General features: G+C 36.8%; 21 protein-coding genes. 13 read left to right on the top strand and 8 right to left on the bottom strand.

Going from position 1 to position 25,562, the window contains the following annotated elements:
- Positions 1 to 763: 763 nt before the first annotated feature.
- The 7 genes from RIV7116_RS26810 to RIV7116_RS26840 all read left to right on the top strand — a co-directional run bounded on the left by RIV7116_RS26810 (position 764) and on the right by RIV7116_RS26840 (position 7,157).
- Positions 764 to 1,900, top strand: a complete 1,137-nt coding sequence (locus RIV7116_RS26810; protein WP_015121468.1) for an RpoD/SigA family RNA polymerase sigma factor — start codon at positions 764 to 766, stop codon at positions 1,898 to 1,900.
- A 605-nt stretch (positions 1,901 to 2,505) separates the two neighbouring features.
- Positions 2,506 to 2,736, top strand: coding sequence for a hypothetical protein (locus RIV7116_RS26815; protein ID WP_015121469.1), 231 nt, complete (start codon positions 2,506 to 2,508; stop codon positions 2,734 to 2,736).
- Between the two features lie 80 nt (positions 2,737 to 2,816).
- A complete protein-coding gene (locus tag RIV7116_RS26820) occupies positions 2,817 to 3,314 on the top strand; it encodes a GNAT family N-acetyltransferase (protein ID WP_015121470.1) in 498 nt (165 codons plus the stop codon).
- 231 nt (positions 3,315 to 3,545) lie between these two features.
- Entirely contained in the window at positions 3,546 to 3,875 is a 330-nt protein-coding gene (gene petJ, locus RIV7116_RS26825) for a cytochrome c6 PetJ (protein WP_015121471.1), read from the top strand.
- A 95-nt stretch (positions 3,876 to 3,970) separates the two neighbouring features.
- Positions 3,971 to 4,918, top strand: a complete 948-nt coding sequence (locus RIV7116_RS26830) for a tetratricopeptide repeat protein (protein ID WP_015121472.1) — start codon at positions 3,971 to 3,973, stop codon at positions 4,916 to 4,918.
- A gap of 145 nt (positions 4,919 to 5,063) precedes the next feature.
- The gene (locus RIV7116_RS26835; RefSeq protein ID WP_015121473.1) at positions 5,064 to 5,357 is read left to right on the top strand and encodes a hypothetical protein; all 294 of its coding nucleotides are present in this window, start codon (positions 5,064 to 5,066) and stop codon (positions 5,355 to 5,357) included.
- Between the two features lie 315 nt (positions 5,358 to 5,672).
- Positions 5,673 to 7,157 (top strand): alpha-amylase, encoded by a 1,485-nt coding sequence (locus RIV7116_RS26840; RefSeq protein WP_015121474.1) that lies wholly within the window; start codon positions 5,673 to 5,675, stop codon positions 7,155 to 7,157.
- 433 nt (positions 7,158 to 7,590) lie between these two features.
- On the opposite strand, the gene RIV7116_RS26845 is transcribed toward RIV7116_RS26840, so the two are convergent.
- Positions 7,591 to 8,958, bottom strand: a complete 1,368-nt coding sequence (locus RIV7116_RS26845; protein WP_015121475.1) for a response regulator — start codon at positions 8,956 to 8,958, stop codon at positions 7,591 to 7,593.
- Positions 8,959 to 8,992: 34 nt separating this feature from the next.
- Positions 8,993 to 11,341 carry an ATP-binding protein gene (locus tag RIV7116_RS26850; protein ID WP_015121476.1) on the bottom strand — a complete coding sequence of 783 codons (2,349 nt, stop codon included), beginning with the start codon at positions 11,339 to 11,341 and terminating at the stop codon, positions 8,993 to 8,995.
- A 290-nt stretch (positions 11,342 to 11,631) separates the two neighbouring features.
- Between RIV7116_RS26850 and RIV7116_RS26855 the strand changes: the two genes are divergently transcribed.
- Positions 11,632 to 11,916: a hypothetical protein gene (locus RIV7116_RS26855; protein ID WP_044292400.1), complete on the top strand. Its 285-nt coding sequence runs from the start codon at positions 11,632 to 11,634 to the stop codon at positions 11,914 to 11,916.
- Positions 11,917 to 12,190: 274 nt separating this feature from the next.
- On the opposite strand, the gene RIV7116_RS26860 is transcribed toward RIV7116_RS26855, so the two are convergent.
- The 3 genes from RIV7116_RS26860 to RIV7116_RS37230 form a co-directional block, all read right to left on the bottom strand.
- Positions 12,191 to 12,769, bottom strand: coding sequence for an ABC transporter permease (locus RIV7116_RS26860; RefSeq protein ID WP_015121478.1), 579 nt, complete (start codon positions 12,767 to 12,769; stop codon positions 12,191 to 12,193).
- 298 nt (positions 12,770 to 13,067) lie between these two features.
- Positions 13,068 to 13,652, bottom strand: coding sequence for a TIGR04376 family protein (locus RIV7116_RS26865; protein ID WP_015121479.1), 585 nt, complete (start codon positions 13,650 to 13,652; stop codon positions 13,068 to 13,070).
- Positions 13,653 to 13,887: 235 nt separating this feature from the next.
- Complete coding sequence (locus RIV7116_RS37230) at positions 13,888 to 14,067, bottom strand: DUF6364 family protein (protein ID WP_015120616.1); 180 nt, start codon at positions 14,065 to 14,067, stop codon at positions 13,888 to 13,890.
- A gap of 64 nt (positions 14,068 to 14,131) precedes the next feature.
- Between RIV7116_RS37230 and RIV7116_RS26875 the strand changes: the two genes are divergently transcribed.
- Entirely contained in the window at positions 14,132 to 15,358 is a 1,227-nt protein-coding gene (locus RIV7116_RS26875) for an RNA-guided endonuclease TnpB family protein (RefSeq protein WP_015120617.1), read from the top strand.
- Positions 15,359 to 15,706: 348 nt separating this feature from the next.
- Here the strand turns inward: RIV7116_RS26875 and RIV7116_RS34250 are convergent, their stop codons facing one another.
- Both RIV7116_RS34250 and RIV7116_RS26885 read right to left on the bottom strand, forming a co-directional pair.
- On the bottom strand, positions 15,707 to 17,047 hold the full coding sequence (locus RIV7116_RS34250) for an NYN domain-containing protein (protein WP_015121480.1): 1,341 nt from the start codon (positions 17,045 to 17,047) through the stop codon (positions 15,707 to 15,709).
- A 91-nt stretch (positions 17,048 to 17,138) separates the two neighbouring features.
- Positions 17,139 to 17,999 carry a D-alanyl-D-alanine carboxypeptidase family protein gene (locus RIV7116_RS26885; protein ID WP_015121481.1) on the bottom strand — a complete coding sequence of 287 codons (861 nt, stop codon included), beginning with the start codon at positions 17,997 to 17,999 and terminating at the stop codon, positions 17,139 to 17,141.
- Between the two features lie 266 nt (positions 18,000 to 18,265).
- On the opposite strand from RIV7116_RS26885, the gene mnmG reads away from it, so the two are divergent.
- The 4 genes from mnmG to RIV7116_RS26905 all read left to right on the top strand — a co-directional run bounded on the left by mnmG (position 18,266) and on the right by RIV7116_RS26905 (position 24,039).
- Complete coding sequence (gene mnmG / locus RIV7116_RS26890) at positions 18,266 to 20,197, top strand: tRNA uridine-5-carboxymethylaminomethyl(34) synthesis enzyme MnmG (RefSeq protein WP_015121482.1); 1,932 nt, start codon at positions 18,266 to 18,268, stop codon at positions 20,195 to 20,197.
- 242 nt (positions 20,198 to 20,439) lie between these two features.
- A complete protein-coding gene (locus RIV7116_RS26895) occupies positions 20,440 to 21,783 on the top strand; it encodes a hypothetical protein (protein WP_015121483.1) in 1,344 nt (447 codons plus the stop codon).
- A gap of 473 nt (positions 21,784 to 22,256) precedes the next feature.
- Entirely contained in the window at positions 22,257 to 23,141 is an 885-nt protein-coding gene (gene speE / locus RIV7116_RS26900; RefSeq protein ID WP_015121484.1) for a polyamine aminopropyltransferase, read from the top strand.
- 133 nt (positions 23,142 to 23,274) lie between these two features.
- Complete coding sequence (locus RIV7116_RS26905; protein ID WP_015121485.1) at positions 23,275 to 24,039, top strand: isoprenylcysteine carboxylmethyltransferase family protein; 765 nt, start codon at positions 23,275 to 23,277, stop codon at positions 24,037 to 24,039.
- Positions 24,040 to 24,152: 113 nt separating this feature from the next.
- On the opposite strand, the gene RIV7116_RS26910 is transcribed toward RIV7116_RS26905, so the two are convergent.
- Complete coding sequence (locus RIV7116_RS26910; protein WP_015121486.1) at positions 24,153 to 25,214, bottom strand: 3-deoxy-7-phosphoheptulonate synthase; 1,062 nt, start codon at positions 25,212 to 25,214, stop codon at positions 24,153 to 24,155.
- Between the last annotated feature and the right edge of the window lie 348 nt (positions 25,215 to 25,562).

The raw sequence follows: 25,562 nt of genomic DNA on the forward strand, positions 1-25,562 counted from the left end.
GAATAGATAAAATGTATTTCGCAATACTTTCAATCGACATAATACTTGATAAATTTCCTAGATATGTTATCTCACAAACAAACCTTACAGAAACTATCAAAGAATGACTTTTTGATACCTGATATACTATCTCCAATAGGTTTACTGACTAATAGTCAATTATTGCTCCTGTTTACCATTTAGGGAATAGGGCTAATCTCTCTATTGATAGATATTCAGCTTTGGCAGTATATGAGATGCTTTAACATAGGGAATAATTCCCTAGAGTTTCACCTGCAATATTTCAAACGATAAGCCATCTGACACTGTTAAAAGTTACATATTGATAAATCAAAAGATAGAATTCTCTATGGATAGTTAAGCAAGATAAAAATCCAAAAGTATTAAGCTAAACATAGAAAAAGTTAAAATATTAGTGAGAAGTGATTATTTTTAAATATTTATTGAGTAAATAAAAAATCGGAGGTGATAAGAAGACTATTCTGTTAGAGAAAAAAAATCAAGAATATATTTACAACGGTTAATCAAGTTTATATTTGTAGGTGAAAAGTATAACTACGTCATATAAGTGGGTAATAGCATCAAATATTTCAAAACTTTCTTTGATTCTTGAAAGTCAAGCTATGAAACCACAAGGGATTTTATTAGTTCGAGTGCCAAGCATATTAGGAGCAGCAAAATTATGAGCGCTCTAAATGCTCGCTACAGTAGCTGTCACTTACGTTATTTACCGTATTAAGCAACAATCCCCATTAAAAAAACTATGAATATTGCACAACTGGGAACAATGGAAAGTATGCAGAAAGTTGCTGATAAGAATCAATCAGAAGCAGTTAACGTTTTAGAAGTAGTGACAGACGAGGAAGCTTTAATTGCTCAAAATATTGATACGCAAGCAAGCAATGGGGATGATTTAGCAGCAGCGCAACCTACAGGATATAACAAAACTGAGTACGATGATGCTGTAGGGGCATTTTTTAAAGAAATGGCGCGTTACCCCTTGCTAAAGCCCGACGAAGAAGTTGAATTAGCTAGAAGAGTACGTATCCTCGAAGAAGTTAGGCAAGCACAAGCCGCAGCCCAAGAAAAATTAGGATATTTCCCCGATAAAGCCGCTATTGCCAAAGAGATGGGGATTGTCCAAAAGCAATTAGAACATCGCTTATACCAAGGAAAAGTAGCGAAGCGGAAAATGATTCGTTCTAATTTGCGTCTTGTGGTTTCCATCGCTAAGCGATATCTCAATCGTGGAGTTCCCTTTTTAGATTTGATTCAAGAAGGGGCAATGGGTTTAAACCGCGCTACTGAAAAATTCGATCCAGATAAGGGATATAAATTTTCAACCTATGCTTATTGGTGGATTCGTCAAGCAATCACCAGAGCGATCGCTAATGATGCGAGAACGATTCGTTTACCCATACATATTGTAGAAAAACTTAACAAACTCAAAAAAGCTCAAAGAGAATTAAAACAAAAATTAGCGCGGAATCCCACTGAAGAAGAATTGGCTGAAGTTTTAGATATTCCAGCCAACCAGTTGCGTCAATTACAGCAATTGCGTCGTCAAGCGCTTTCATTGAATCATCGCGTCGGTAAAGAAGAAGACACCGAGCTAATGGATTTACTGGAAGATGAAGACAACCAATCTCCAGAAGCAAGAATGAACGAAAGCATGATGCGTCAAGAGATTTGGGAAGTTTTAGGAGACGTATTAACTCCACGGGAGAAAGACGTAATTTCCTTACGCTATGGCTTAACAAGTAGCGAGCCTTGTACTTTGGAGGAAGTTGGCAATATGTTCAATCTTTCTCGCGAGAGGGTAAGACAAATTCAAAGTAAAGCAATGCGAAAATTGCGTCGCCCTCATATTGCCAAGCGTTTAAAAGGTTGGTTGATATAGTCAGTTAACAGTGAGCAGTTAACAGTTATCACTTTTTTTGACGTTGCTGATTAAAAGTATAAATTGTCCCCGCGAGCCCACAACTATGAGGGAACAAGATAATTAAAAGTCCCCCATTTTGGGGGGAATTTAGGGGGCATGAATATGAAGGAAAAAATAAATTCATACCAGGGTTGAGCAACGCCCTTTTTTTTGATTCTCTTGAAAGGAGTTTAGCTATTAGCCAGGGATTTATAATCCCTGGTGGATGGTTATATAGTTGAGAAATATTCTTGTACAATCTTCAATACTGGGGAGAATAGCATTTCTAGTTTTGAAGCAATATTCACCTCTTTAAATTTTTTTAAAGGCGGTATTGACAGCGTGCAAGATATGAATTTAAACTAACGTCTGGCATTATTTTTAACACAATCTAGTAATGTAATTCTGCATACAATAGCAAAACTCGTATTCAGATAAGTCAATTTATAAATACAGCAGTTAATATATTTTTATTTAAAAATACTTAAATTAAGTATTTAAAATTTGCTTGTTTTTAATTATCTCTGGTGAGAGAAAATTAATTTATCAATTAAATATCAACTAAAAATTAGGGAATTGTATCTATGCAAGAAATTCAAGACTTTGGAGTTACCGTAGAAGAATACTTAGAAGGCTTAGAAGCAGGCATTGATATTTTGGAACTAAAGCGTCTGGAGGCATGGGGAATTCCTACAGATTTGGCTTTGGAATTAATGAATATCATGCCGAAAGTTGCAAATGGAACGGCAACCCATGAAGAAATTGCCAGGGGATTAAAGATAATTTCGCCATCGCGTAGAGGAACAATTCGATAAAAAGTTTTGTAAAGCTGCCCGGTGTTTAGGATAGGTTTGCCTCATACTAAACACTTCATCCTTGATATTTTAAATAACCAATGACGACCGATAACGATTTAATTTTACGTTTAGCTCAACCAGAAGACTGCGACGTATTATTTGAATTAATCAAAGGGTTGGCAGAGTATGAAAAACTTAGTGATGCGGTAACCGGCAGTGCTGCAAAACTAAAAGAGCATTTATTTGGTTCTAAGAAATATGCCGAAGCTATATTAGCGGAAGTAAACGGGCATGGTGTGGGTTTCGCCTTATTTTTTCATAATTATTCAACTTTTCTGACTCAGCCGGGAATTTATTTAGAAGATTTATTTATTTTGCCAGAATACCGTCAAAAGGGAATTGGAAAAGCGCTTTTACGCAAAATTGCCAGCATCGCAGTTGAAAGAAATTGCGGCAGATTAGAATGGAGCGTTTTAGATTGGAACGAACCCGCAAAAGTATTTTATCGCCACATGGGAGCAGATATTCTAGAAGATTGGCAAATTTGCCGCGTTACCGGAAAGGAGTTGAAAAAGTTGGGAATTGGGAATGGGTGATATACGCGGCTAAACCTAAACCAAATAACTTTACAACTCCTATCTTCCTTCACATAGCTTCATAAAACTTAAAAAACAGAGGTACTTGATGCCCAATGCCCTATGCTCTATGCCCTATGCCCTATAGCCTGTGCCCAAGTATGACAGCCTGTCATTTGACGTTGTTAGTAGCTCATGGGGAAAATATTGGCATTGTACTGGATAATCCTTAAATCCTAGAGAGAACACAGAATGAAGAAGATTTTGTCAATATTGCTGCTGGGTGTAGCAATTTTCAGTTTTGCTTTTAATCGTCCTGCTTTAGCTGATGCAGCTGCTGGTGGCGCTGTATTTAACGCTAACTGCGCTTCTTGTCACGCAGGCGGTAGAAATTTGGTTAACGCTCAAAAAACACTTAGCAAAGCTGACTTGGAAAAGTATGACATGTATTCCATAGAAGCTATCACAAATCAAGTTACCAATGGTAAAAATGCAATGCCTGCTTTCAAAGGGCGTTTAAGCGATGCACAAATCCAAGATGTAGCTGCTTACGTTTTGTCGAAAGCTGAAGCAGGTTGGTAAGAATTGAATCGTAATTTAATTATTTTTAAATAGTAGGGAAAGTCTGACTTGCCCTACTATTTTCTTTATACCAACAATTCGCGGAAATACTGTTTATGAATTGCTGCTACAAGTTGACGATCAATCTTATTTTGATTGCAGTTATTAACTGTTTTTTAATTATTTCTCCTGCATTTTCATCACCATCTTCTCAAGAATTTAAATCGGGTGATTTTTTACAAATGGGAGTAAAGAATATTCAGTTAGGTCATTATATACAAGCTATTGAAGACTTTACCGATGCAATTGAGTTAAATAGTAATTCTGGCGTAGCTTATAGCAATCGTTGTTTGACCTACCTTCAATTAGAAGAATACCATAATGCTGTTGCCGATTGCACGATAGCAATAAATTTTGTACCCAATAATACTGAAGCTTACTTAAATAGAGGACTTGCAGAATATAGATTGGGAAATTATCAAGCAGCAGTTTTAGACAATAATGAAGCTATTAAACTCAAGCCTCATGATTTCCGAGCATATTACAATCGAGGCATAGCTAATGCTGCTTTAAAAAATCATCAACAAGCAATTGCAGATTATAATTTGGCATTAACTCAAACTCCTGACTTAACAACTTCTTTGTTGGGAGATATTTATAACGATAGGGGTTTGGTTAATTTTGAATTGCAAAATTTATCTGCGGCGTTGCTAGATTTTTCAAGAGCAATTCGTTTGAATTCGGCAGATGATAGAGCATATTTTAATCGGGGTTGCGCTTGCGTTCAAAGTCACGATAATTGGGGAGCATTGCGCGATTTTAGTGAAGTTGTTAAGCTCGATCCCGACAATGCGATCGCTTATGTAAATCGGGGTGTCGCTTACCACAATCTTGGTTACGAACAAGCCGCTATCAAGGATTTACAAACAGCAGCAAATCATTTTGTAAATCGAGGTGAGAAAATAGCTTATCAAAGAACGGTAAAATTAATCGAAACCGTACAACAGAAAATGACTGGGAAAGTGGAAATTGCCAATAAATTGGGAGTTGGAAATTGGGTATAGGGAATTGGGCATGGGGCATGGGGGATTGGGAATTGGTAATTGGTAATTGGTAATTGGTAATTGGTAATGGGTAACTGTTCACTGTTCACTGCTCACTGCTCACTGCTCACTGCTCACTGTTCACTGATAACTGTTCACTGTAAATATGAAAGCCAGAATTGAAGATGATTTATTGTATATAAGCCACGAAGATATACCGGAGTATAAAAAAGGTGGTTCGGTGGTGAGAAATAGTTATTTCTGGGCTTTGCGTTCGATTGCTGGTAAAGCTGGGCGTTATGGTGATTGGGAGTATGAAAGTGAAGTTTGGTTTGCTTTAGGAAGGATGTTAATGTCTTTTACTGAATCGGGATATTTGGGTGTTAGAGAAACTGTATTAGAATTTCCCCAATCGACAGAAATTCCTCAAGTATTTCGAGATGTGGCTACTTGGGAATAGGAAATTCTGAATTACTCAATGATGCCAAATTTGAATATATAGGAATCCGGTTTGATTTCTGAATAAAATTAGGTATTTGTAGGGTGTGTTACGGCTTTAGCCTAACGCACCGGAACCAATACCCGATGGTGCGTTGCGCTCCGCGACAACACACCCTACGTATTTTTCAATAATCAAATAGTAGTCCTATAGATAGGTTCAAGTCGATTCATAAGTGATTATTTGTGTAAAATAGCTACATAACCATGGGGTATTTTTGCTGATTAATACTTTAGAGACTATAGTGCTTAATGTACAGTTATCAGCAGCACTCCCATGTCAAATATTAACGGTACGATAATGCAGTATTTCCATTGGTACATTCCCGGCGATGGAATGCTGTGGGATAAAGTGAAGACAAGAGCGGAAGAATTAGCCCAAGCGGGTTTTACGGCGATGTGGCTTCCACCTGCTTATAAGGGAATGGGTGGAACTTACGATGTGGGATATGCTGTTTACGATATGTATGATTTGGGTGAGTTTGAGCAAAAGGGAACTGTTCGCACTAAGTACGGTACCCGTCAACAATATGTAGATGCTGTTCATTCTCTCCAAGGTGCGGGAATTGAAGTTTATGCGGATACGGTATTAAATCACCGCATTGGTGCAGATGATACAGAAATCGCCAAAGCGACTCCTTTTTCTCAGAGCGATCGCTTAAATCCTAAAGGTGAGATGCGCGATATTAAATGCTATACCCATTACAAATTTCCCGGCAGAAAAGGTAAATATTCAAAATTTGAGTGGCATTGGTGGCATTTTGATGCGGTAGATTACGACGAATACACTCAGGATTCTTCAAATATATATTTACTCGAAGGTAAGGTGTTTGACGATTATGTTGCTTTAGAAAACGGCAACTTTTCTTATTTAATGGGAAGCGATTGCGATTTTCAAAATAAGGAAGTGCAAGACGAAGCAATTAATTGGGGTAAATGGTATCTGGATACAACCGGTGTGAATGGTTTCCGCTTAGACGCTATCAAACATATTTCATCGTGGTTTTTCCCGATATGGTTGGATGAAATGGAGCGCCATGCTGGTAAAGAATTATTTTCGGTAGGCGAATATTGGTATAACGATATCGGTACTTTACACTGGTTTGCTGATGCAGTGGGTGGAAGAATGTCACTTTTTGATGTTCCCTTACACTACAATTTCCACTACGCCAGCAAATCCGGTGAAAGTTACGATATGCGGCGTATTTTCGATAATACATTTGTACAGCAACGTCCGACTCATGCCGTTACTTTTGTCGAAAATCATGATTCGCAGCCGTTGCAAGCTTTGGAAGCTCCCGTAGAACCGTGGTTTAAACCTTTAGCATATGCTTTAATTTTACTGCGTCAAGAAGGTTATCCCTGTGTATTCTACGCAGACTATTACGGTGCGGAATATGAAGACTATGGCAGGGATGGAAATCTTTATCCGATTTATTTACCTTCCCATCAGTGGTTGATAGATAAATTTCTTTATGCTCGTAAACATTTTGCCTATGGCTATCAGTACAATTACTTTGACCATTGGGACATTATCGGGTGGACTAGATTGGGCAATCCAGAACATCCTCAAGCAATGGCAGTAATCATGAGTAACGGAGCAGGGGGAACTAAATGGATGGAAGTTGGTAAACCAAATACCAAGTTTTACGACTTAACCGAACATGTCAAAGAACCCGTTTCTACTAACGAGTGGGGTTGGGCTGAATTTCGCTGCAATGGTGGTTCCGTTTCCGTTTGGGTAGAAGATGTTGTCCGTTAATGGGTAATTGATAATAGGTAATTGGTAATTGGTGATAGCTTTAGGTTCTAAGTAAGCAATTAACCAGGCTTGCTATAACTATTACTTTCTGGTTTTAAAATTAGTTAAAAGTTGTAAGCGCTCTTTAAGAAAGAAAGCCTATCACTACGTCCAATTACCTGTTACTTTTAAACAAAAATAAGATTAATTATAGGACTTACGCAGCTGTCATAATGCTAGGCTGGTGCGTGACACTAAAAACCCTATTACTACGTTGAAAATTAATGGAAGTCACAGCACCCTACAAGAAAAATGTGCCGCTTGCGTAAGTCCTGAATTATTCAAGTTATTTATGATATACAACTGCAAGTTTAACTTGATTAAATTTGATTGTGATTAATATAAATAAAAAATAGAATATATTTTCAATTGTGATTTGATAATTGCAGATAATTTAGAAGGGAATTTTAATTATAAACTCCGTACCTTCTCCAGGAGAAGAAATACATTGTAAATTACCTCCATGATTTTCGGTGATAATTTGGTAACTAATTGAAAGTCCTAAACCAGTACCCTTTCCTTCAGGTTTAGTAGTAAAGAAAGGTTGGAAAATATCATTCATCACTGATTCCGGCATTCCCTTGCCATTATCAGCAATTGTGACAGTAACGTGATGTTTATCTATGGTAGTTCCAATACGAATTTGAGGATTAATAGGAATATATTCTTCATGATTTACACAAATACTATCGTTCATTGATTCTTCTAAAACATCGATAGCATTAGCTAATAGATTCATGAACACTTGATTAAGTTGTCCCGGATAACATTTGATTTTAGGTAAAATGCTATAGTCTTTAATTACTTGAATAGCGGGACGTTTAGAATAAGCTTTAAGACGATGTTGTAAAATCATTAATGTAGCTTCTATACCTTGATGAATATCAACTAATTTTTTCTTGTCTCCATCGGTACGAGAAAAGTTTCGTAAAGATTGCATAATTCCTTTTATAGTGTCGGTACCTAGCTTCATTGAAGACATTAATTTAGGTAAATCTTTTGCAATATGACCTAAATCCATATTTTCTATTTGTGCTTCAATTTCGCTACCGGGATTAGAGCAATTTTTTTGAAAAAGCCCTACTAATATCAATAAGTCTTCTATATACTGATTAGCGTAATGTAAATTTGTAGAAATAAAGCCTATAGGATTATTAACTTCATGAGCAACACCAGCAACTAACTGTCCTAAGGAAGATATTTTTTCTGTCTGAACTAACTGTAGCTGAGTATGTTTTAATTGCTCTAAAGTTTGAGAAAGTTCTAAAGTTCTCTCTTTAACTCGTACTTCTAATTCTTGTTTTTGTTTATCTAATTCTAAGTTTAACTTTCGTAATTTTAAATGCAGGCTAATTCTAGCTATAACTTCTTGTTGCTCAAATGGTTTTGTGATGTAATCTACAGCCCCTAAATTTAAGCCTTTAACTTTTTCTTCTGCTTCTGTAAGTGCTGTAATAAAAATGATGGGAATATCTTTTGTAGAAGGATCGGCTTGCAATCTACGACAAGTTTCAAACCCATCTATTTTCGGCATCATCACATCTAGTAATATCAAATCAGGCGGATTAGTTTCTACTTGTTCAATTCCACTAGCGCCATCCATTTCTACTAATACTTCATAACCAGCATTTCCCAAGACATCGTGGAGAATTTCTAAATTTGTTGGACTATCATCAATTACTAATATAGTTTCTGTATTTTTATGAAATTCGAGTTCTTGTTCGTCGGATGAGTTCATATTGTTTAAATAGTTATTGCTCATATCAATTTATTGAATTTAAAATATTTTGATCGAATTATTCTTTGACGTTTTTTTGTAAATAAGCACGGATTTTGTTGATATTAAAAGATTTAGCAAATGCATAAAGCTCGTTGACAAAATCTTGATATTTCTCATCTATTAATGCAATCCGATCTAATTCCTTTTGGATACCCGTAATTTTACCTTTTTTAGCGAATTCTAATAGCATACTTAGTTCAGATATTGGGGGAATAATTATCTTATCTCTAGTAGAAGATTTTTTAATAGTTGGTCTGACTATTTCTTCTTCGCTATATAACCAAGTTAATTGAAAATATTTTGCTAATGCACGATAAAGTTCTTTTGACTTAACAGGTTTATTCAGAAAATGATTTGCCCCTGCTTGAATTGCTTTTTGGCTCAAATTATCGGATGAATTTACAGAGCAGAAAAAGAACAAAGTGTTTTTCAAATTGTCATTTTTGCGTATTTGCTCAAGCATATCCCATCCATGCATCACAGGCATTTTTATATCGGAAATAATCAAGTCGGGCTTGTATTTTACTGCTTGTTCTAAGCCGTCTTTACCGTTTTCTGCTTCTATTAACTCAAAGCCGATAGACGACAGGAGATTAATAAATAAAGAACGATTTTCCCATCTGTCATCTACTATGAGAATTTGTTTTCTTTCTCCTGCATAACCAACAATTTTACCTGTTCTAGTAATACTATTTGATTCCGTCCAATCTTCAGCAACTGGACATTCTATTTCAAATTGAAATACACTCCCCATATCTAATTTGCTTTTAACATTAATCGTACTATTCATCATTTGGATTATTTTTTGACTTAAAGCTAATCCTAATCCCGTACCTTCTGACTTATTTTTTGTAGTACCTAATTGCTCAAAAGGTAAAAATATTTTTTCTAAAACTTCAGGTTTCATACCGATACCAGTATCTTCTATATGAAAAAGCAATCTGACTTTTTCTGAGAAAGCTTCTTTTTTTATTTCTAACACCTCTACCTGTAAAGTTACGCAGCCTTTATCAGTAAATTTAATTGCATTACTAAGCAAATTTATTAATACTTGCCGCAATCGTCTTTTATCAATATTGATACCGGATGGTAAGTTTTTTGGAGTTAAGTAAATAAAACTCAAACCTTTATTTTCAGTCTTAATACGACATATTTCTACAATTCCTTGTAAAAATGAAGGTAAATGAAAATCACTATTATGAAGCTTAATTTGATGTGCTTCTATTTTAGAAAAATCAAGAATGTCATTGATTAGTGTTAATAAATGCTTGCCGCAGCGATGAATTATTTCTACACCCCTTTGTTCCTTTTTAGACAAGTTTGGAGAATTTTGAATAATTTGGGTATAACCCAAAATGCCATTTAATGGAGTACGAAGTTCGTGACTCATATTAGCCATAAATTCGCTTTTCGCATAACTTGCAGCATCGGCAGAAATTCGGGATTCTTCCTGTTTTTCTATATTAATTTTGATTTGTTCAAAAAGTTGGTTGACAGAAGCTGCAAGTTTTCTAGTTTCTAAATTTCCGATTGTAGGAATTTGTAAGTCATAGTTTGCTTCTTCCAAAGCTTTTTCTGTGAAGCTAGCAACTGTTGTAATCGGTTTCGCAATCATTCTGCTGCTATAAATTACAATCAAAGTCGCTATAGTCAAAGACGAAATTATACTAATGAGTGCAACTAGCAACCTCAGTATTTGCGCTCGACTTAGATTATTTTCTGCGTTTTCTGACTCTGCCTCTATGGATTCAAGGAAATATTTTAATTCATCTATAAACTTGAGCGTCTGGATACGAGAGTTATCTACAATTAACTTTGCTACTAATTCTTTTTTTTTATTTTCTTGTGACTTCAACTGAATTGAGTCAATTTGTTTTAAAGTAGTTTTAGAATCCTTACCAAATTCTTCTAAGCTAACTTTATATTTATCGAATATAGGTTGAAACTTAGTTGAAGCATTTATCCCTACTTCCGTTAGTATTTTTTGAAAATCCTTTACGTTATTAATAGCTTTTTGCAGTTCTTGAGGCTCTTGTAAATAAGGATAAATATCGCTAATTGGCTGTAAAGTTAAAGTTGCATTAAGTAGTTTATTTAACAATTTTAATTCTCGATGTATATCCTTTCTCTCCTGGTTTGCCTGGTGAACCCAAAAGTTTCCTACGCTCAAACCGAAGCCGCTACCCCCAACAGCAATGCCTAAAGCAACAATGTATCCGATGCAAATATTTTTTTGCAGGGTGAGACGATTTTCTATCCAAGATATAGGGTTAAAACGGTTTCGTGCTGACAAAACCCAAGAAGCTTTTTCATGCTTATGGGTATCGGGTTGGGAAATGTGATGCTCTGAAGAAGGATAAGTCATTCGTCTGACAGCTTTTGCACCGAGATATGGGATTTGCAGCTAAATATATGATTCCCAAAATGCGGTTGATAATCGTCATTAGTTTTGGATAATTATCTATTAACGGCTGCTTGTAACGGTATTCACATCCTCTGAATCTATCTTGTATTCAATATTTGAGCATTATTAGGATAGCTGAAAAAGAATTTTATTCATCGTATTGCCTCCCATTGTTGTATTTGCCATCCATAAAGTATCATGCAACAAATAACTATCGTGACTTAGTCATCTTTAGCTTTATGGATAAAAATATTAAAGTCTGGTTTATTTGCTTTGTAGTACTATTTGCCTTATCACAGCTATTCGATTGGGTAAAAGATTTTTCTTTGCCTTTGCCAATCTATATTTTAGGTGGAGCATTTTTAGCAGTTGCTTCCAATTATGAAAAACTTTTTGGTAGTTATTTAGGGGAATATTCAGGGGAAAGCTCTACTCAACAGCAACAGTTGGATGCTGCTTCTCAACCTGAAGTATCTGCCTCTTTTGATACCTATGAATCTGTTAAAGAAATTCAAGAATCGGAAATTAGGGAATAGCAAGTAATGACTATGCTTTTAGTAAATCTCTAGATTATATTTTTTGTGACATAAGCTAAGAATTTATCTTGATTTTTTCTCTGTAATTTAACAATCAAAAGCGGGCATTACCCGCTCTATTGATGAATTACATTTATATTTAATTGAGAAATTTAAATCTGGTTGTAACCAATAATTGCAATTTGGCTTTATTCCATAACTAATATATCTTTTAAACATAATTTTGTATTTATCCTAGGGTTATTTGGAAAAGCATTTGTATCGTAAATGCTAATCAACTTACTTTGGATTTTTCTCCATCGGAAACTAACTCAAAAAGAATATTCCCAGTTAAATCTAAAAGTTGATCTAATAATAATCCAATAGCTCCAATACAGATTATTCCTTCAATGATGTTATCAACTTGACTTTCTTTATAAGCATTCCAAATTACAAAACCAAGACCTTGATTTAGAGTTAACATTTCTGTGGCAATTGCGCTAAACCAAGCAATCCAAACAGCAAACCTTAAACCTTCAAATATATGCTTGATGACTATTCTGAAGTTTCTACCTTGCTTGCGTCCGCACCGTATGCCCTTGGCAGAATTAAGAATAATTGACCAGATAGCGCTAAAAAATACAACTACAATTGCAGCGGCTTCAGCTTCTTTAAAAACGATTAAAGCAATTGGTAATAAAGCAATCGAAACAAGAGTATTTGGAACCTGAAGAATCCATTTACATACTTGATAAACAATTTTATTTATACCAATAAAATACCCAATTACAATACCTAAAACCGCAGCAGAGATATAACCTACTAATAATAATTGTAAACTCGATAACAGATTAAAAAAAATACTTCGTTCCATGCTTCAATCTTTTATGCGGAACATTTAAGAAATGGTCTCACGATAATATCAGCGAAGCAATAAGACAAGCTGTTTGAATTGTACTTAATCTTGAAAACCATAAAAATCTGGTTTATATCATCTTCAGTTAGGCAGTTACTATATCTGTGAGGGCGGGTAATTGGTAATTGGTAATAAACAACTATCAAGTTAATTTTTATATCATCAGCGGGCATTTTGCCCGCACTACAGTATTCAAAATAAAATTTTTATCTTTTGCAATGAGAGCTACATATCAGCGAAGTTGATAACCGATCCTTCACTGATTCATTTTGCGTTTCATTTCTTCTAATTCCGCTTCCGTCTCCCACCGGAGAAATTTCTCTTCTAAATCGTCGTATTTGTTTGAACTAGGATAGGTGCTGCTTGCACTCCACCAACCAGTGTCTGTTTCCATGCGTTGTTGCGTCTGGGCTTTTGTGCGTGCTGCTTGAGCTTCTGCTGCTTTGGCTTGTACTTCCTGTCGTCGCTGTCGCACTTGTTTTAGTAATTCTTTACCTTGGCTAATGCGCTCTTTCATGCCTTGCATTTGCCCCCAAAGCTGATTTCCCTGACGTAATAACGCTGCTTCTCTTTCTTGAGCTTTGAGTGCCAAGTCTTCTCTACCAGCATTTTTGGCTTTTTGTACCCGGATATGCCATCTTTGAATTTCTTGCGCGGTGGATAATATTTCGTCTTGCTTGCGCTTTTCTTGCAACTGCAAATCTGCAATTAGCTTCAAAGTGTCTTCTTCTTGCTCTCGTAACTGTTCGAGTAGCGCATCTAATTCTAAATGCGGGTTATTCCGCAGAAATTCTTCTAAACGACTTTCCAAAAATTTACTCAAATCGTCAAATAAGCCCACTTTCTCTTAGCTCCCAAACCTAAGCATGATTAGGTTAATTGTAATGATTATTATCGGTAATGCGAAAGTATGCTTTACCTGTGATTTCTAACTTATTCTCTTCCCGGTTCCATCTTGGGTAATAGCAACTACTCAGACCTCATTCAGCTAAAACAGCAAGGAGCCTCTCACCTACCGCGACAGCAGAGGTGATGAGAGGAATTGCGAGATAAAAACGAAACGTCCCTTGACCACATCAATCCGCAGGATTGACCGGGAGAGGGACAGTTGAGTTTTTATCAATTTCTTTATTTGGCAGTCGGTCAATCCAGTCCTCAACTATCTGCGTCACGGTTTTATCTTTGTTTGCTGCATACTGCCTTATTTTGTTTAATCTACGCTCGGACATCCTTACATTTAATCTAGTTGTTTTCATAACTTTGTCTACCCATTGTTATCACAGTTCTGTTATCATATCCATAACAGCAGATGAGAAACAAGTGAGAACGGCATACCAGTACAAACTACGTCCAACAAAACAACAAGCGCAAGATATAGACCGATGGTTATCTATGTGTTGCGCTCAATACAATTATTTGCTGGCTGATAGATTCAACTGGTATGAGCAAAATCGTTGTCCTATTAATGCTTGTCCTCTTATTTGTTATCTACCAGAATTAAGGGATAAACCTGAATATTTTGGACAAAAAAGAACACTCCCTAAACTTAAAGAAACACATCCACATTACAAGGATGTTTACTCTGATGTTTTGCAAGATGTAGTTAAGCGAGTTAAAGTAACTTTTGACCGTTTCTTGAAAGGTGATAGCAACGGCAAGCGTAGCGGTAGACCAAGGTTTAAAGCGCGTAACCGTTATCGGACTTTCTTGTATCCAAGAGTTAAGCCTGACTGCATAACCAACGGTAAAATATCATTGCCTAAATTGGGAAATATTAAAGTCCTAAAGCATCGGCAAATCCCAGATGGTTTTAAAATCAAAACCGTGTCTATCACCAAAAAAGCTGATGGCTATTACGTAACCCTTAGCTTGGAAGATGAAACAGTCCCAACAATTAAACCTGATTTTAATCCTGATTCGATTGCTGGAATTGATGTAGGTTTAAAGGAGTTTTTAACAACTTCTGAAGGCGATAATGTTGCGATACCTCAACATTATCGCAAATCTCAAAAACGTTTACGAGTTATCCAAAAACGTGTTTCCCGTCGCAGGAAAGGGAGCAACAAAAGATTAAAAGCGTTAAAACAGTTGGGCAAGCAACATAAAAAAGTTGCTGATAAACGAAAAGATTTTCATTTCAAAACTGCCAACAATCTATTGAAAAAATATGATGTTGTTGCGGTTGAAGATTTGAATATAAAAGGACTTGCACGTACTCGATTGGCAAAGTCTGTTCTTGATGCTGGATGGTCAAGCTTCTTGTCGATACTGACAAACAAAGCCGAAAAAGCTGGTTTGTTGGTTATCCCGGTTAAAGCGTCCGGCACAAGTCAAGACTGTTCTAGTTGTGGCGTTAAAGTGCCTAAAAAACTGCATGAGAGATGGCACGACTGCCCACATTGTGGATGTAGTTTGGATCGCGATCATAACGCAGCAATAAACATAAAGAATAGAGCGGTGGGGCATCCCGTTCTTAAAGCCAAGAGTCTCCTAAGCAATAGCCGGATTGTCTTGGAAGCCTACACTGTACTCGAAGAGTCAGTGTAGGAGTATGTCACATAAACAATACGTTGATTATCCTGCAATTCTCTTCCTTGGAGGTGGTGAGGTGCAGAATAATTTTGCAGCGTTTTAAAATTCCAATTTTTGCACCATTGAGAATTTCAATAGCGAATTGAACCTTGATAAAGCGCGTCTTCCTGTTGGAGATGATAAGCAAAAGTTTCAACTAAATTTTGTTATTATACGGCAGAATGGTTGAATCGGAAAGGTTGGTAGTTGCGCTACTCTGAGAGAAAGCTATGTGCTTACGGACAAGCTCCGCTAACGCTTACAGCGTCTCTAATCGCAAGCGAAGACGGCGCAACCACGAACCAGATATAATAAATAAAAAGATTAATTTATCTTCAACCTTGATATTTTATTACATTTATCAACGCAAATAATTTTAAATTCCGTACCTTGAATAGTAGAATTTAAAAAGTTTTTAAATTGTTTAAACCCTTGCTTTTTATAATCAAAGCCTGAAATTTGTTCTTTAAAAACTTTACTCACCTGTGAAAAATCTACACCATTTTGTTTTAATGCAGTTCGATAAGGCTCATTTTTTTTCAAATAATTTAAAACTTCTTGATAATTACTTTTGCTTTTTTGTGTTTCAACTGTAGCTTTTACATTATTGGAATTATTGCTTTCGTTTGAATTTTTTGGTTCGGGCAATCGAACAAAGTAATCACACACAGCAGGAAGCAACTTATTAGTTTGATTCTCGTAAGCGCATCCAATGACTATTTTTCCATATTCATGCAGCTTTTTAGCCAAGCAGGAAAATCCACCATCACCAGATACAATTGCAAAAACTTGTAACCACGGTTTGCTATGAATTAATTCAACTGCATCAATGACTAATTGAATATCCGCTGCATTCTTCTGATTGCTGAAAGCAAAAATTTGCATTGCTTCAATTCCAAGTTTTTGGATATTAGGTTTTATTTGTTTTAATCTATTATTGCTCCAGTCAGCATAAGCATATTGTCCGGCAATTTTATCAACTAAATTATATGCCTTTATTTTTCCGATAATATCTTCTAAGGAGAAATTGAATTGAGGATTATTATTACCTTTAATTAAATTTTCGATGTCGTAGAGGATTACTGTGTTGAAATTTGGCGATGGTGATTTAGTTTCTTGAATCGCCGAAAATATGGGTTGTAAATCGATTGCTGCTGCAGGTTGTGTTTGAGACTCCATCGCTTTCAGGAGTTGTGTTTTTAGCTCGGAAGATTGCTGTTTTTCTTGTTCAAATTTTTCTATTAAATCGTTTATTTGAATCTTGTTTTGAGAGGTATTTTCTTTTAATTCGCTAATCGTTTGAGATAAAATGCCTTGACGCTGCTGATAGACACTAATCAAACTTTGCTGAATATTAGCCCAAATTTGTGGAAAAGCCTGATGAGTAATGACTTCAAGCGCTGATTCGTAACCTGCGATCGCAATCTCTAAATTACTCGCGTGGTTTCCTTGTTCAAACTTTTCAATTAAGTTACTAAATCTAACAATAATCTTAGCTATACCAACAGCTTTAGCAGGTTGATTTGCAAATGTTAGGCTTGCAAAACTTCGTAATTCAGATGCAAAGGCGTTATCAAGTTTCTCTAAATGCTCTACAAGCAGCGAAGATATATCTTGATTTTGACTAATTGCTTTTAAAAACTGGAATATTAAATCTTGATGCATTGCTGTAATTCCGATAATGCAACGATAAACTTAGTTTTCCCAAGTTTTCGTCACAGTTATCAATTACCAATTACCAATTACCAATCCAAAATTACAGCGGCGTTACCCAATAAGTAGTGTTCCCAATAACTTTCTTTCTAAAACCTAATTTAAGTAATTTTTCTGGTGGATAACCTACATAACTCCAATGCGGTACGTCATATTCTACGGTGCGATACCAACCATTTTGATTTAAAGCTTTTATTTGCTTTTGATTGTTAACTCCTAAATCAATTGCCAACCCCCATAAATGTTGTGAAGTTCCTGGTGGTGCAACTGTACCTAAAATTCTGGTTTCTTTTCCTTTTTTGACTAAATCTAATGTCTTTGAATTAGTATATTTTCTCCAAAATTTTGCTGTTGTAGCGAAATTACGAATGCAGTCGCTGTTTCCAAATCCTGATTTCAGCCTAAATCTTGTTTGCTTACGAGCTTTATTTAAAGCATCGGCGGCTGATTTTTGTAAATAACAGTTTCTCGTACCGACTATTTTAGCTTTTGTCAGGGTAGCTTGAAATATTTGAGTTTCTTCATCGTTACTAAATACTACTTTCTTAGGTAGCCTAATTGTTGGTTCTAAATTTACCAATGGCGCACCATAAGCACGCAGCAAAATATACTCATAAGTATCTGGTTGAGGAATCTGGGGGAATTGATTCATCAATGCTGCAATAAACCTTTGTTTATCTGTGAGAACTGTAGTTGGAGTTGGTGAAACAACGGGTATAGGAGTAATCTTAGGTTTTTCGGGAACGGTACATTTCTTATTAAGCAGTCTATTTATCAGGCAGTTTTCTATATTGCTAATCTCATCACTGGTATTGCTACGAGCAATCTGATTGCTTGCGACTACGGTTATAAGCAAACATATAGCAACTATCAAAAAAGCTATTTTCTGAAAGATTGTGTTCATTTATTTTTATAGTAATACTTGATACTAAAGCAGTACATTAGTCAATATAAAAGTCAAAACGATAACATAAAATTTAATCGAATATTTAATTAATCGACCCAATAAAATATCTCATATCTGGGCTATCAATCACAACAATAATTTTCTTTTTGTAAAAAAATAACGGTGATTTTGCTGAGTATTTTATCAACACTGTACAATCATTAATTGACTGTATCGGTTAAAATTAGATTAATTCCAAATAATGCTGAACTCTAGGTAAGACCATGCACAATTGTGTTGAGTTCCAAGACTCTTTTGATGTCATAGTTGTCGGTGCAGGTCACTCTGGTTGTGAAGCGGCTTTAGCTACTGCACGCCTGGGCTGTCGTACCCTGCTGTTAACCCTTAACTTGGATAAAATCGCTTGGCAACCGTGTAACCCCGCTGTTGGTGGTCCGGCTAAATCTCAGTTAACCCACGAAGTCGATGCACTTGGTGGAGAAATCGGTAAAATGGCAGACCGCACCTACGTGCAAAAAAGGATTCTTAATTCTTCAAGAGGTCCTGCTGTTTGGGCATTACGCGCTCAAACTGATAAGCGCGAATATGCTGCGATAATGAAGGGCATTGTAGAAAATCAAGAGAACTTGAGCATTCGTGAAGCAATGGTCACGGATTTAGTTTTGGGCGCGAATGATGATGTAATTGGCGTTCAAACTTATTTTGATGTTGCTTTCGGATGTAAAGCTGTTGTCCTTACCACCGGTACTTTTCTAGGAGGAAGAATTTGGGTTGGTAATAAGTCAATGGCAGCCGGAAGGGCAGGAGAATTTGCTGCTGAAGGTTTGACGCAAACTCTCCAAGATTTGGGATTTGAAACAGGTCGCCTCAAAACTGGAACTCCCGCACGAGTAGACAAGCGCACGGTTGATTACAGCAAAATGACTCCCCAACCGGGTGACGAAGAGGTTCGGTGGTTTAGTTTCGATCCAGAAGTATGGGTGGAAAAGGAACAGCTACCTTGTTATATGACTCGCACGACTGCCGAAACTCATCAATTAATTCGCGATAATCTCAATCTTTCCCCGGTGTACGGTGGTTGGGTAGATGCCAAAGGACCCCGCTATTGTCCCAGCATTGAAGATAAAATTGTTCGTTTTGCCGATAAAGAAAGTCATCAAATTTTTATTGAGCCGGAAGGAAGAGACATTCCCGAACTTTATATTCAAGGGTTTTCTACAGGTTTACCGGAAAATTTGCAACTACGTATGTTACGTACTCTTCCGGGTATGGAGAACTGCGTAATGTTACGACCTGCTTATGCAGTTGAGTATGATTACTTACCAGCTACTCAGTGTTTTCCCACATTGATGACTAAAAAAATCGCCGGTTTATTCTGTGCGGGACAAGTCAACGGTACAACTGGCTACGAAGAAGCCGCAGCCCAAGGAATTGTGGCTGGAATAAATGCTGCTAGATTTGTTCGCAATCGGGAAATGATAGTTTTCCCCCGCGAGCAAAGCTATATCGGGACTTTAATTGACGATTTGTGTACCAAAGATTTGCGCGAGCCTTACCGCGTGTTGACTAGTAGATCGGAATATCGTTTGCTGCTGCGCTCCGATAATGCCGATCGACGACTGACTCCTTTAGGAAGAGAAGTTGGCTTAATTGATAACCGACGTTGGGAATTATTTACTCAGAAGCAAGCTAATATTACTGCCGAGAAAGAACGGCTCTATGCTAAGCGGATTAAGGAAAATGATGATGTTGGGAAAGCAATAGTCGCAGATACCAAACAAGTAATCAAAGGTTCTATTACCCTTGCCGATTTATTGCGTCGTCCAAAATTTCATTATGCCGATTTAATTAAGTATGGATTGGGAAATGCTGATTTGCAGCGTGCTGAGAAAGAAGGTGCAGAAATTGATATCAAATATTCCGGTTATTTAGCCAGACAGCAAAATCAAATCGATCAAATTGCCCGTCAAGCAAATCGTTTGCTTCCGGGGGAATTAGATTATGACTCCATAGACACTCTATCCAAGGAAGCACGCGAAAAACTAAACAAAGTAAAACCTCTTACTATCGGACAAGCCGCACGTATCGGTGGAGTTAATCCTGCCGATGTCAATGCTTTACTCATATATTTAGAATTGCGTAAAAAACATGACCAGAGCGAATTTACAGCCTTAACGTCAACACAATCTTCATGAAGCGGGAGTATAGTAGTATGGTGTCTCCGGGAATGCTGGTATGATTAATGACATAGTAAAAATCAAAAAATCATTGATAACTCCCTAGCATATGTCGAAATAGATACTTAAACTTGATGAACTCTTCCGTAACTATCTAAGTGAGGAAACAGTTGTTTTTATTCAAATTTACGAAGGCAAATTTTTAAAGATAAAGATTTCATAAATTGCCTCAACCGAATGAATTAATACTGAAAATTATTATGTCTCAAACAGCTAGCAAACATCTTGTAATTCCAGAACCCTCTGAAGAATTAATCGTCAGCGAACCTTGGACGATGGACAATTACGCTGACGGCTTAATGGATGAATTATTTTCCGACATTGACTGTATTCTCGATGGCAAAGCTCATCTGAGCAAGCAAATTGTCCAGCCGCAGCAACAATTAATTCTTCATCAAGCAACACCACCCCAGGTAGTTGCACCGCCAACTATTGTCAGTCCTTTTCAAGAAACCGAACAGCGACGCATCGAAGCCGAATTTAATCGCGTTGTCAGAGGTGATTCTCCCAAAACTGCTAAAACAGTCAAGAAATCCCGTCGGAAAATTTGGCGGAACCTCGGACAAATACTTAAGGTAGGAGCCGGTTTAGGATTGGCGATCGCTGCAATTAACTGGGCAATTAGTAACGGATTGTTGAATCGTCTGACTTCTCAATCGCTGCAATTTGCTTTACAGGAGCCAGCTTTGAAGCAGAAAGTAATCGAAGCGCAATCGGCACCGACTCAAGCTGAAATTAAGTCGGAATTAGTTGATTACATGTTAAGTGCTTTAGAAGTTATTGACAGTCAAAAAGGTAGGCAGGATAGAGCATCGGCTAATAACATTGCTCGCGCTACTCCCGTACCCGCAAATCAAGCAACTTTAGCTTATGCCAATCAACCACCGGCAAATCTTCCACCACCAAGAATTGCTAACAACGCTAAACCATTACCCAGTCGTAATACCAGGGTTGTAGAAAGAATTTACATACCCGTATATCAAGCGCCGCAACCAATGCGCTACGCACCTCCAGAGATTGCACAAGCGCCAACACCAACACCATTGCCTCCAATCAAGACTGCTTCCAAAGGAGTTGCGCCGAAACCATCCGACACCAAAGCCAAAAAACCCGCACCGGTGAAAGTTGCTAAAGCCAACACACCAAAAAACATTCAAGCTTTTGCTTCTATTCGAGAAATTAAGCCATTAGCGGTAAAAAACAAACCCGTTAATGTAAAACAAGCTCCCGAAATACCAAAAATGAAGCAGACTGCGACTGTTGCACCATCAACTCCCGAAAAAGCAGCACCAGTTCCAAAACCAGTTGCAAGCAAAGAGCAAAAAGTGGCATCAGTTCCAACTTCTTCCCACGTATTAGAAGGATTGTTAGAACTAGGAGAACAATCTGCGGCACTATTTAAAGTTAATGGCGTAAGTCGTCGCGTTCAAAAAGGCGAAACCATTGGTGCTAGTGGTTGGACATTAGTCGATGTAGCCAACGGAGAAGCTATTATCCGTCGCAATGGAGAAGTTCGTTCAATTTTTGCAGGGCAGAAATTTTAGTTAATATCTAGTTAATTTCTAGTTAATTACTAATTAATTACTAATTGAATTCTCGTGTTTCTTGCAAAAAGCTATTTTAGGTAGCAAGCTACAGACTTAATTTCAAACTGCATCAAGACATAAGAACCGAAGCTAATTAAAACAAACAGAAAAATCAACAGAAGTGTTGTAGCGGTAAGCTAATCTGTTATTACAAACATATCATCAGGGCAAGCTTTTATAAAGCATCTAGGGCAACAATTTCGGTTCTTTAATACTTTTTTCTACAAAAGTTCTTACTTAAAAAATATATTCATGCATCATATTATCGAGATTATTCAATTAACGAAAATATCAGCTTCTTTCTAAACTTTATGTTCTTATTCCCAGGCAGAGCCTTAATTAAAATTGATACAATTCCCAGCTTGAATCAAGTAACCTAAAACCATATACTTAAAGGCTGGTAAATTCCCAAAAAAGCCGCGCATCTACAAATGACTATTTCAGAGCAACCCAGTAAAATAAATGCTACCGAATGGGTAACAGATAGCAATGGAAATTTTGCTATATCCATTCGTTTGAAAGGAGAAAGGCTTTTTCATGAAGTATCGCCCTTTCAAACAGTAGAAGTATTTGATACTCATGATAGAGGAAAAATGCTGACTATCGACCGCATGGTGATGTGTACCGAAGCGGATGAAGCGGCTTATCATGAAATGATTGCTCACGTACCAATGTTGACTCATCCTCATGTAAAAGATGTGTTGGTAATTGGTGCTGGTGATGGTGGTACTATTCGCGAACTAGTGCGGCATCAAGGAATTGAGCGAATTACAATGGTAGAAATCGATGAAGCGGTGGTACGTGCTTCCAAGGAATTTTTACCTACTATTTCATCGGCTTTGGAGCATCCAAAGTTGAATTTGCTTATAGATGACGGCATTAAATTCGTTCAAAATGCTGCCGATAATTCCTATGACTTGGTAATAATTGATTCTTCCGATCCTGTGGGACCATCGGAAGGTTTATTTACAAAATCCTTTTATCAAGATGTGTATCGCACTCTTCGTGTTGGTGGAGTCGTAACGGTACAAAGTGAATCGCCAATTTTTCATCGCAAGGCTTTTGTTGATTTAAATCAATGTCTCAAGCAGGTTTTTGGTAACGATTCGGTACATTGCTATTTAGTATTTATTCCCATGTATCCCACGGGTATGTGGAGTTTGACTTATTGTTCTAAACAAGGTGTTCATCCAATAGAAAATTTAGATGGCGACAGGGCAGCACAATTTGTCAAAGAACATAATTTACGTTACTACAACACAGAGGTTCATAAAGCAGCTTTTGCTTTACCTGGGTTTATTCAAGAAATGATTTGAGAATTGGGAATTGGGAATTGGGCATAGGGCATAGGGCACTACTACGAACTTTGTGCAAAAACAAATCGCTCGCTATAAACCTCTTAATCTAAGCCTTGCATGGTAATAGGTTGGGTAGAGCAGAGCCGATATAATGACATTTAGAAAAAAACAACAGTTAACCCAAACCTCGCGGGGTAAACGATTCGCCCTACTTATCTACGGAATTGCTGCTTACGCGATCGCAATGCTGACTATACTATATTTAATTTTTTACAGCGCAGGAAAACACCCGTTAGCTTCAATATCTTTAAATCAAAACTCTATTTTTTTAGCACTATCTATTAATCTACTTTTAGTGTTTTTATTTGGGCTGCAACATAGCATTATGGCACGTCCATTTTTTAAGCAATGGTGGACGCAAAAAATACCCGTTGCTGTGGAGCGAAGTACCTATGTGTTATTTTCTGCTATCGCTTTAGCTACACTATTATACTTCTGGCAGCCGATACAAATAACAATTTGGTCGGTTAATAATATAAAACTAAAATATTTTTTTTGGGGATTATTTGGCTGCGGTTGGATTTATTTTGTTCTCGCCACTTTTGCCATTAATCATTTTGATTTATTTGGTTTGCGTCAGGTATATCTTTACTGGAAAGGAGAAACCTATCAAGAATTTCCCTTTATGAAGCGCTGGATGTACAACTTTAACCGTCATCCAATCCAAACCGGTTTACTGATAGGTTTATGGGCAACTCCATATATGAAACTTGACCATCTCATTTTATCAATAACACTTACATTTTATATATTAATTGGAATAGCCTTGGAAGAAAGAGACTTAATTCGTATTTATGGGGAAGAATATCAACGCTATCGTGACGAAGTTGGAGGATTATTTCCTTGGAAAAATTAAAGTACGTAAAGCCATTTCCCTTAATAATCTGATTCACAAATACAAAACCTCTCTCCCACAAAAAGGAAAGAGGTTGCAACTTGTAACATTACCATCAAGTTACCGCTGATTAATTACAACTTTTCATGAGCGGCTAAAATAATTTGTTCTGTTTCCTCCCAACCGATACAAGCATCCGTTACGGAAACACCATGCTTTAAGTCTTCTAAATTGCTAGGAATCTTTTGATTGCCTTCATGTAAATTAGATTCCAACATCACACCCACGATAGATGTGTTGCCTTCCACTATTTGGTTAACGATATCTTCTAAAACACCTGGTTGCTTTCTATAGTCTTTATTTGAATTGCCGTGACTGCAATCAATAACAATCCTTGGTGGTAAATTTGCTTTTTTGAGTTGTTCTTCGGTAAATTTAACACTTTCGCGATCGCAGTTTGGTTGTCCACCACCACCACGTAAAATTACATGCCCGTAATTGTTTCCTTTGGTTTGAACAATACTAACCTGTCCTTGTCGATTTAACCCTAGAAAATGATGGCTATTTTTAGCTGACTGCAAAGCATTCAAAGCAACTTGAATATTACCATCCGTACCATTTTTAAAACCAACTGGCATGGAAAGCCCGCTAGACATTTCCCGGTGAGTTTGTGACTCGGTGGTACGTGCGCCAATTGCAGACCAAGAAATTAATTCGCTGAGGTACTGAGGTATAATCGGATCTAGAGCTTCCGTACCTGCGGGCAATCCTAATTCATTGATTTTTATCAGCAATTCCCGTGCAGTCAAGATACCTTTCTCGATACGGAAAGAATCATCCATGTCTGGGTCATTAATTAAACCTTTCCAGCCTACCGTTGTTCTAGGTTTTTCAAAATAAACCCTCATAATCAACAGCAACTTATCTTCAACTTTTTCTTGAAGCTGCTTTAATCTTCGAGAATATTCTAAAGCTAGTTCTGTATTATGAATCGAACAAGGACCAATTACAATAAATTTTCTTCTATTTTGAAAATCTAATATATCCTTTAACTCTTGTCTGTACTTTACAACATTTGCTTCCGCTGAGGGTGTTAAAGGTAATTTTGATTTAACTTCTTGTGGTGTCAATAAAACGTGATAATTCTCAATGTTAGCATCGAATACCTTCTGACGAATCGATTGTCCTAGGGTCATATGATTTTACTTTCAACACTGAATTTATCTATACATTGTATCCAAAAAGATACCATTGCTAAAAACTAAAATTTACCTAAAATTATCAATTGTTTGAACTATTTATAGTATTTTAGATTTTCTAAAACTAGATATAGGCTTACGAAACTTGAGGATTAAATTTGTTGCATACCCTTGTTATGGAATAGATTGCCAGCCATAGTTTAACTACGCAAATTATGCTGTTGGTTGCTTGCTCAAACTTCGACTTAAGATAGCCTTAATAATTTCAGGAATTACGCAGATAGCACATTGTTGATTGTGGGATGTGTGACACTTTGAGTTATCTTAAACGTAATAATAAGGGTT

Origin of the sequence: Rivularia sp. PCC 7116 (genome assembly GCF_000316665.1) — a bacterium.
In the GTDB taxonomy this organism is placed as follows: Bacteria; Cyanobacteriota; Cyanobacteriia; order Cyanobacteriales; family Nostocaceae; genus Rivularia.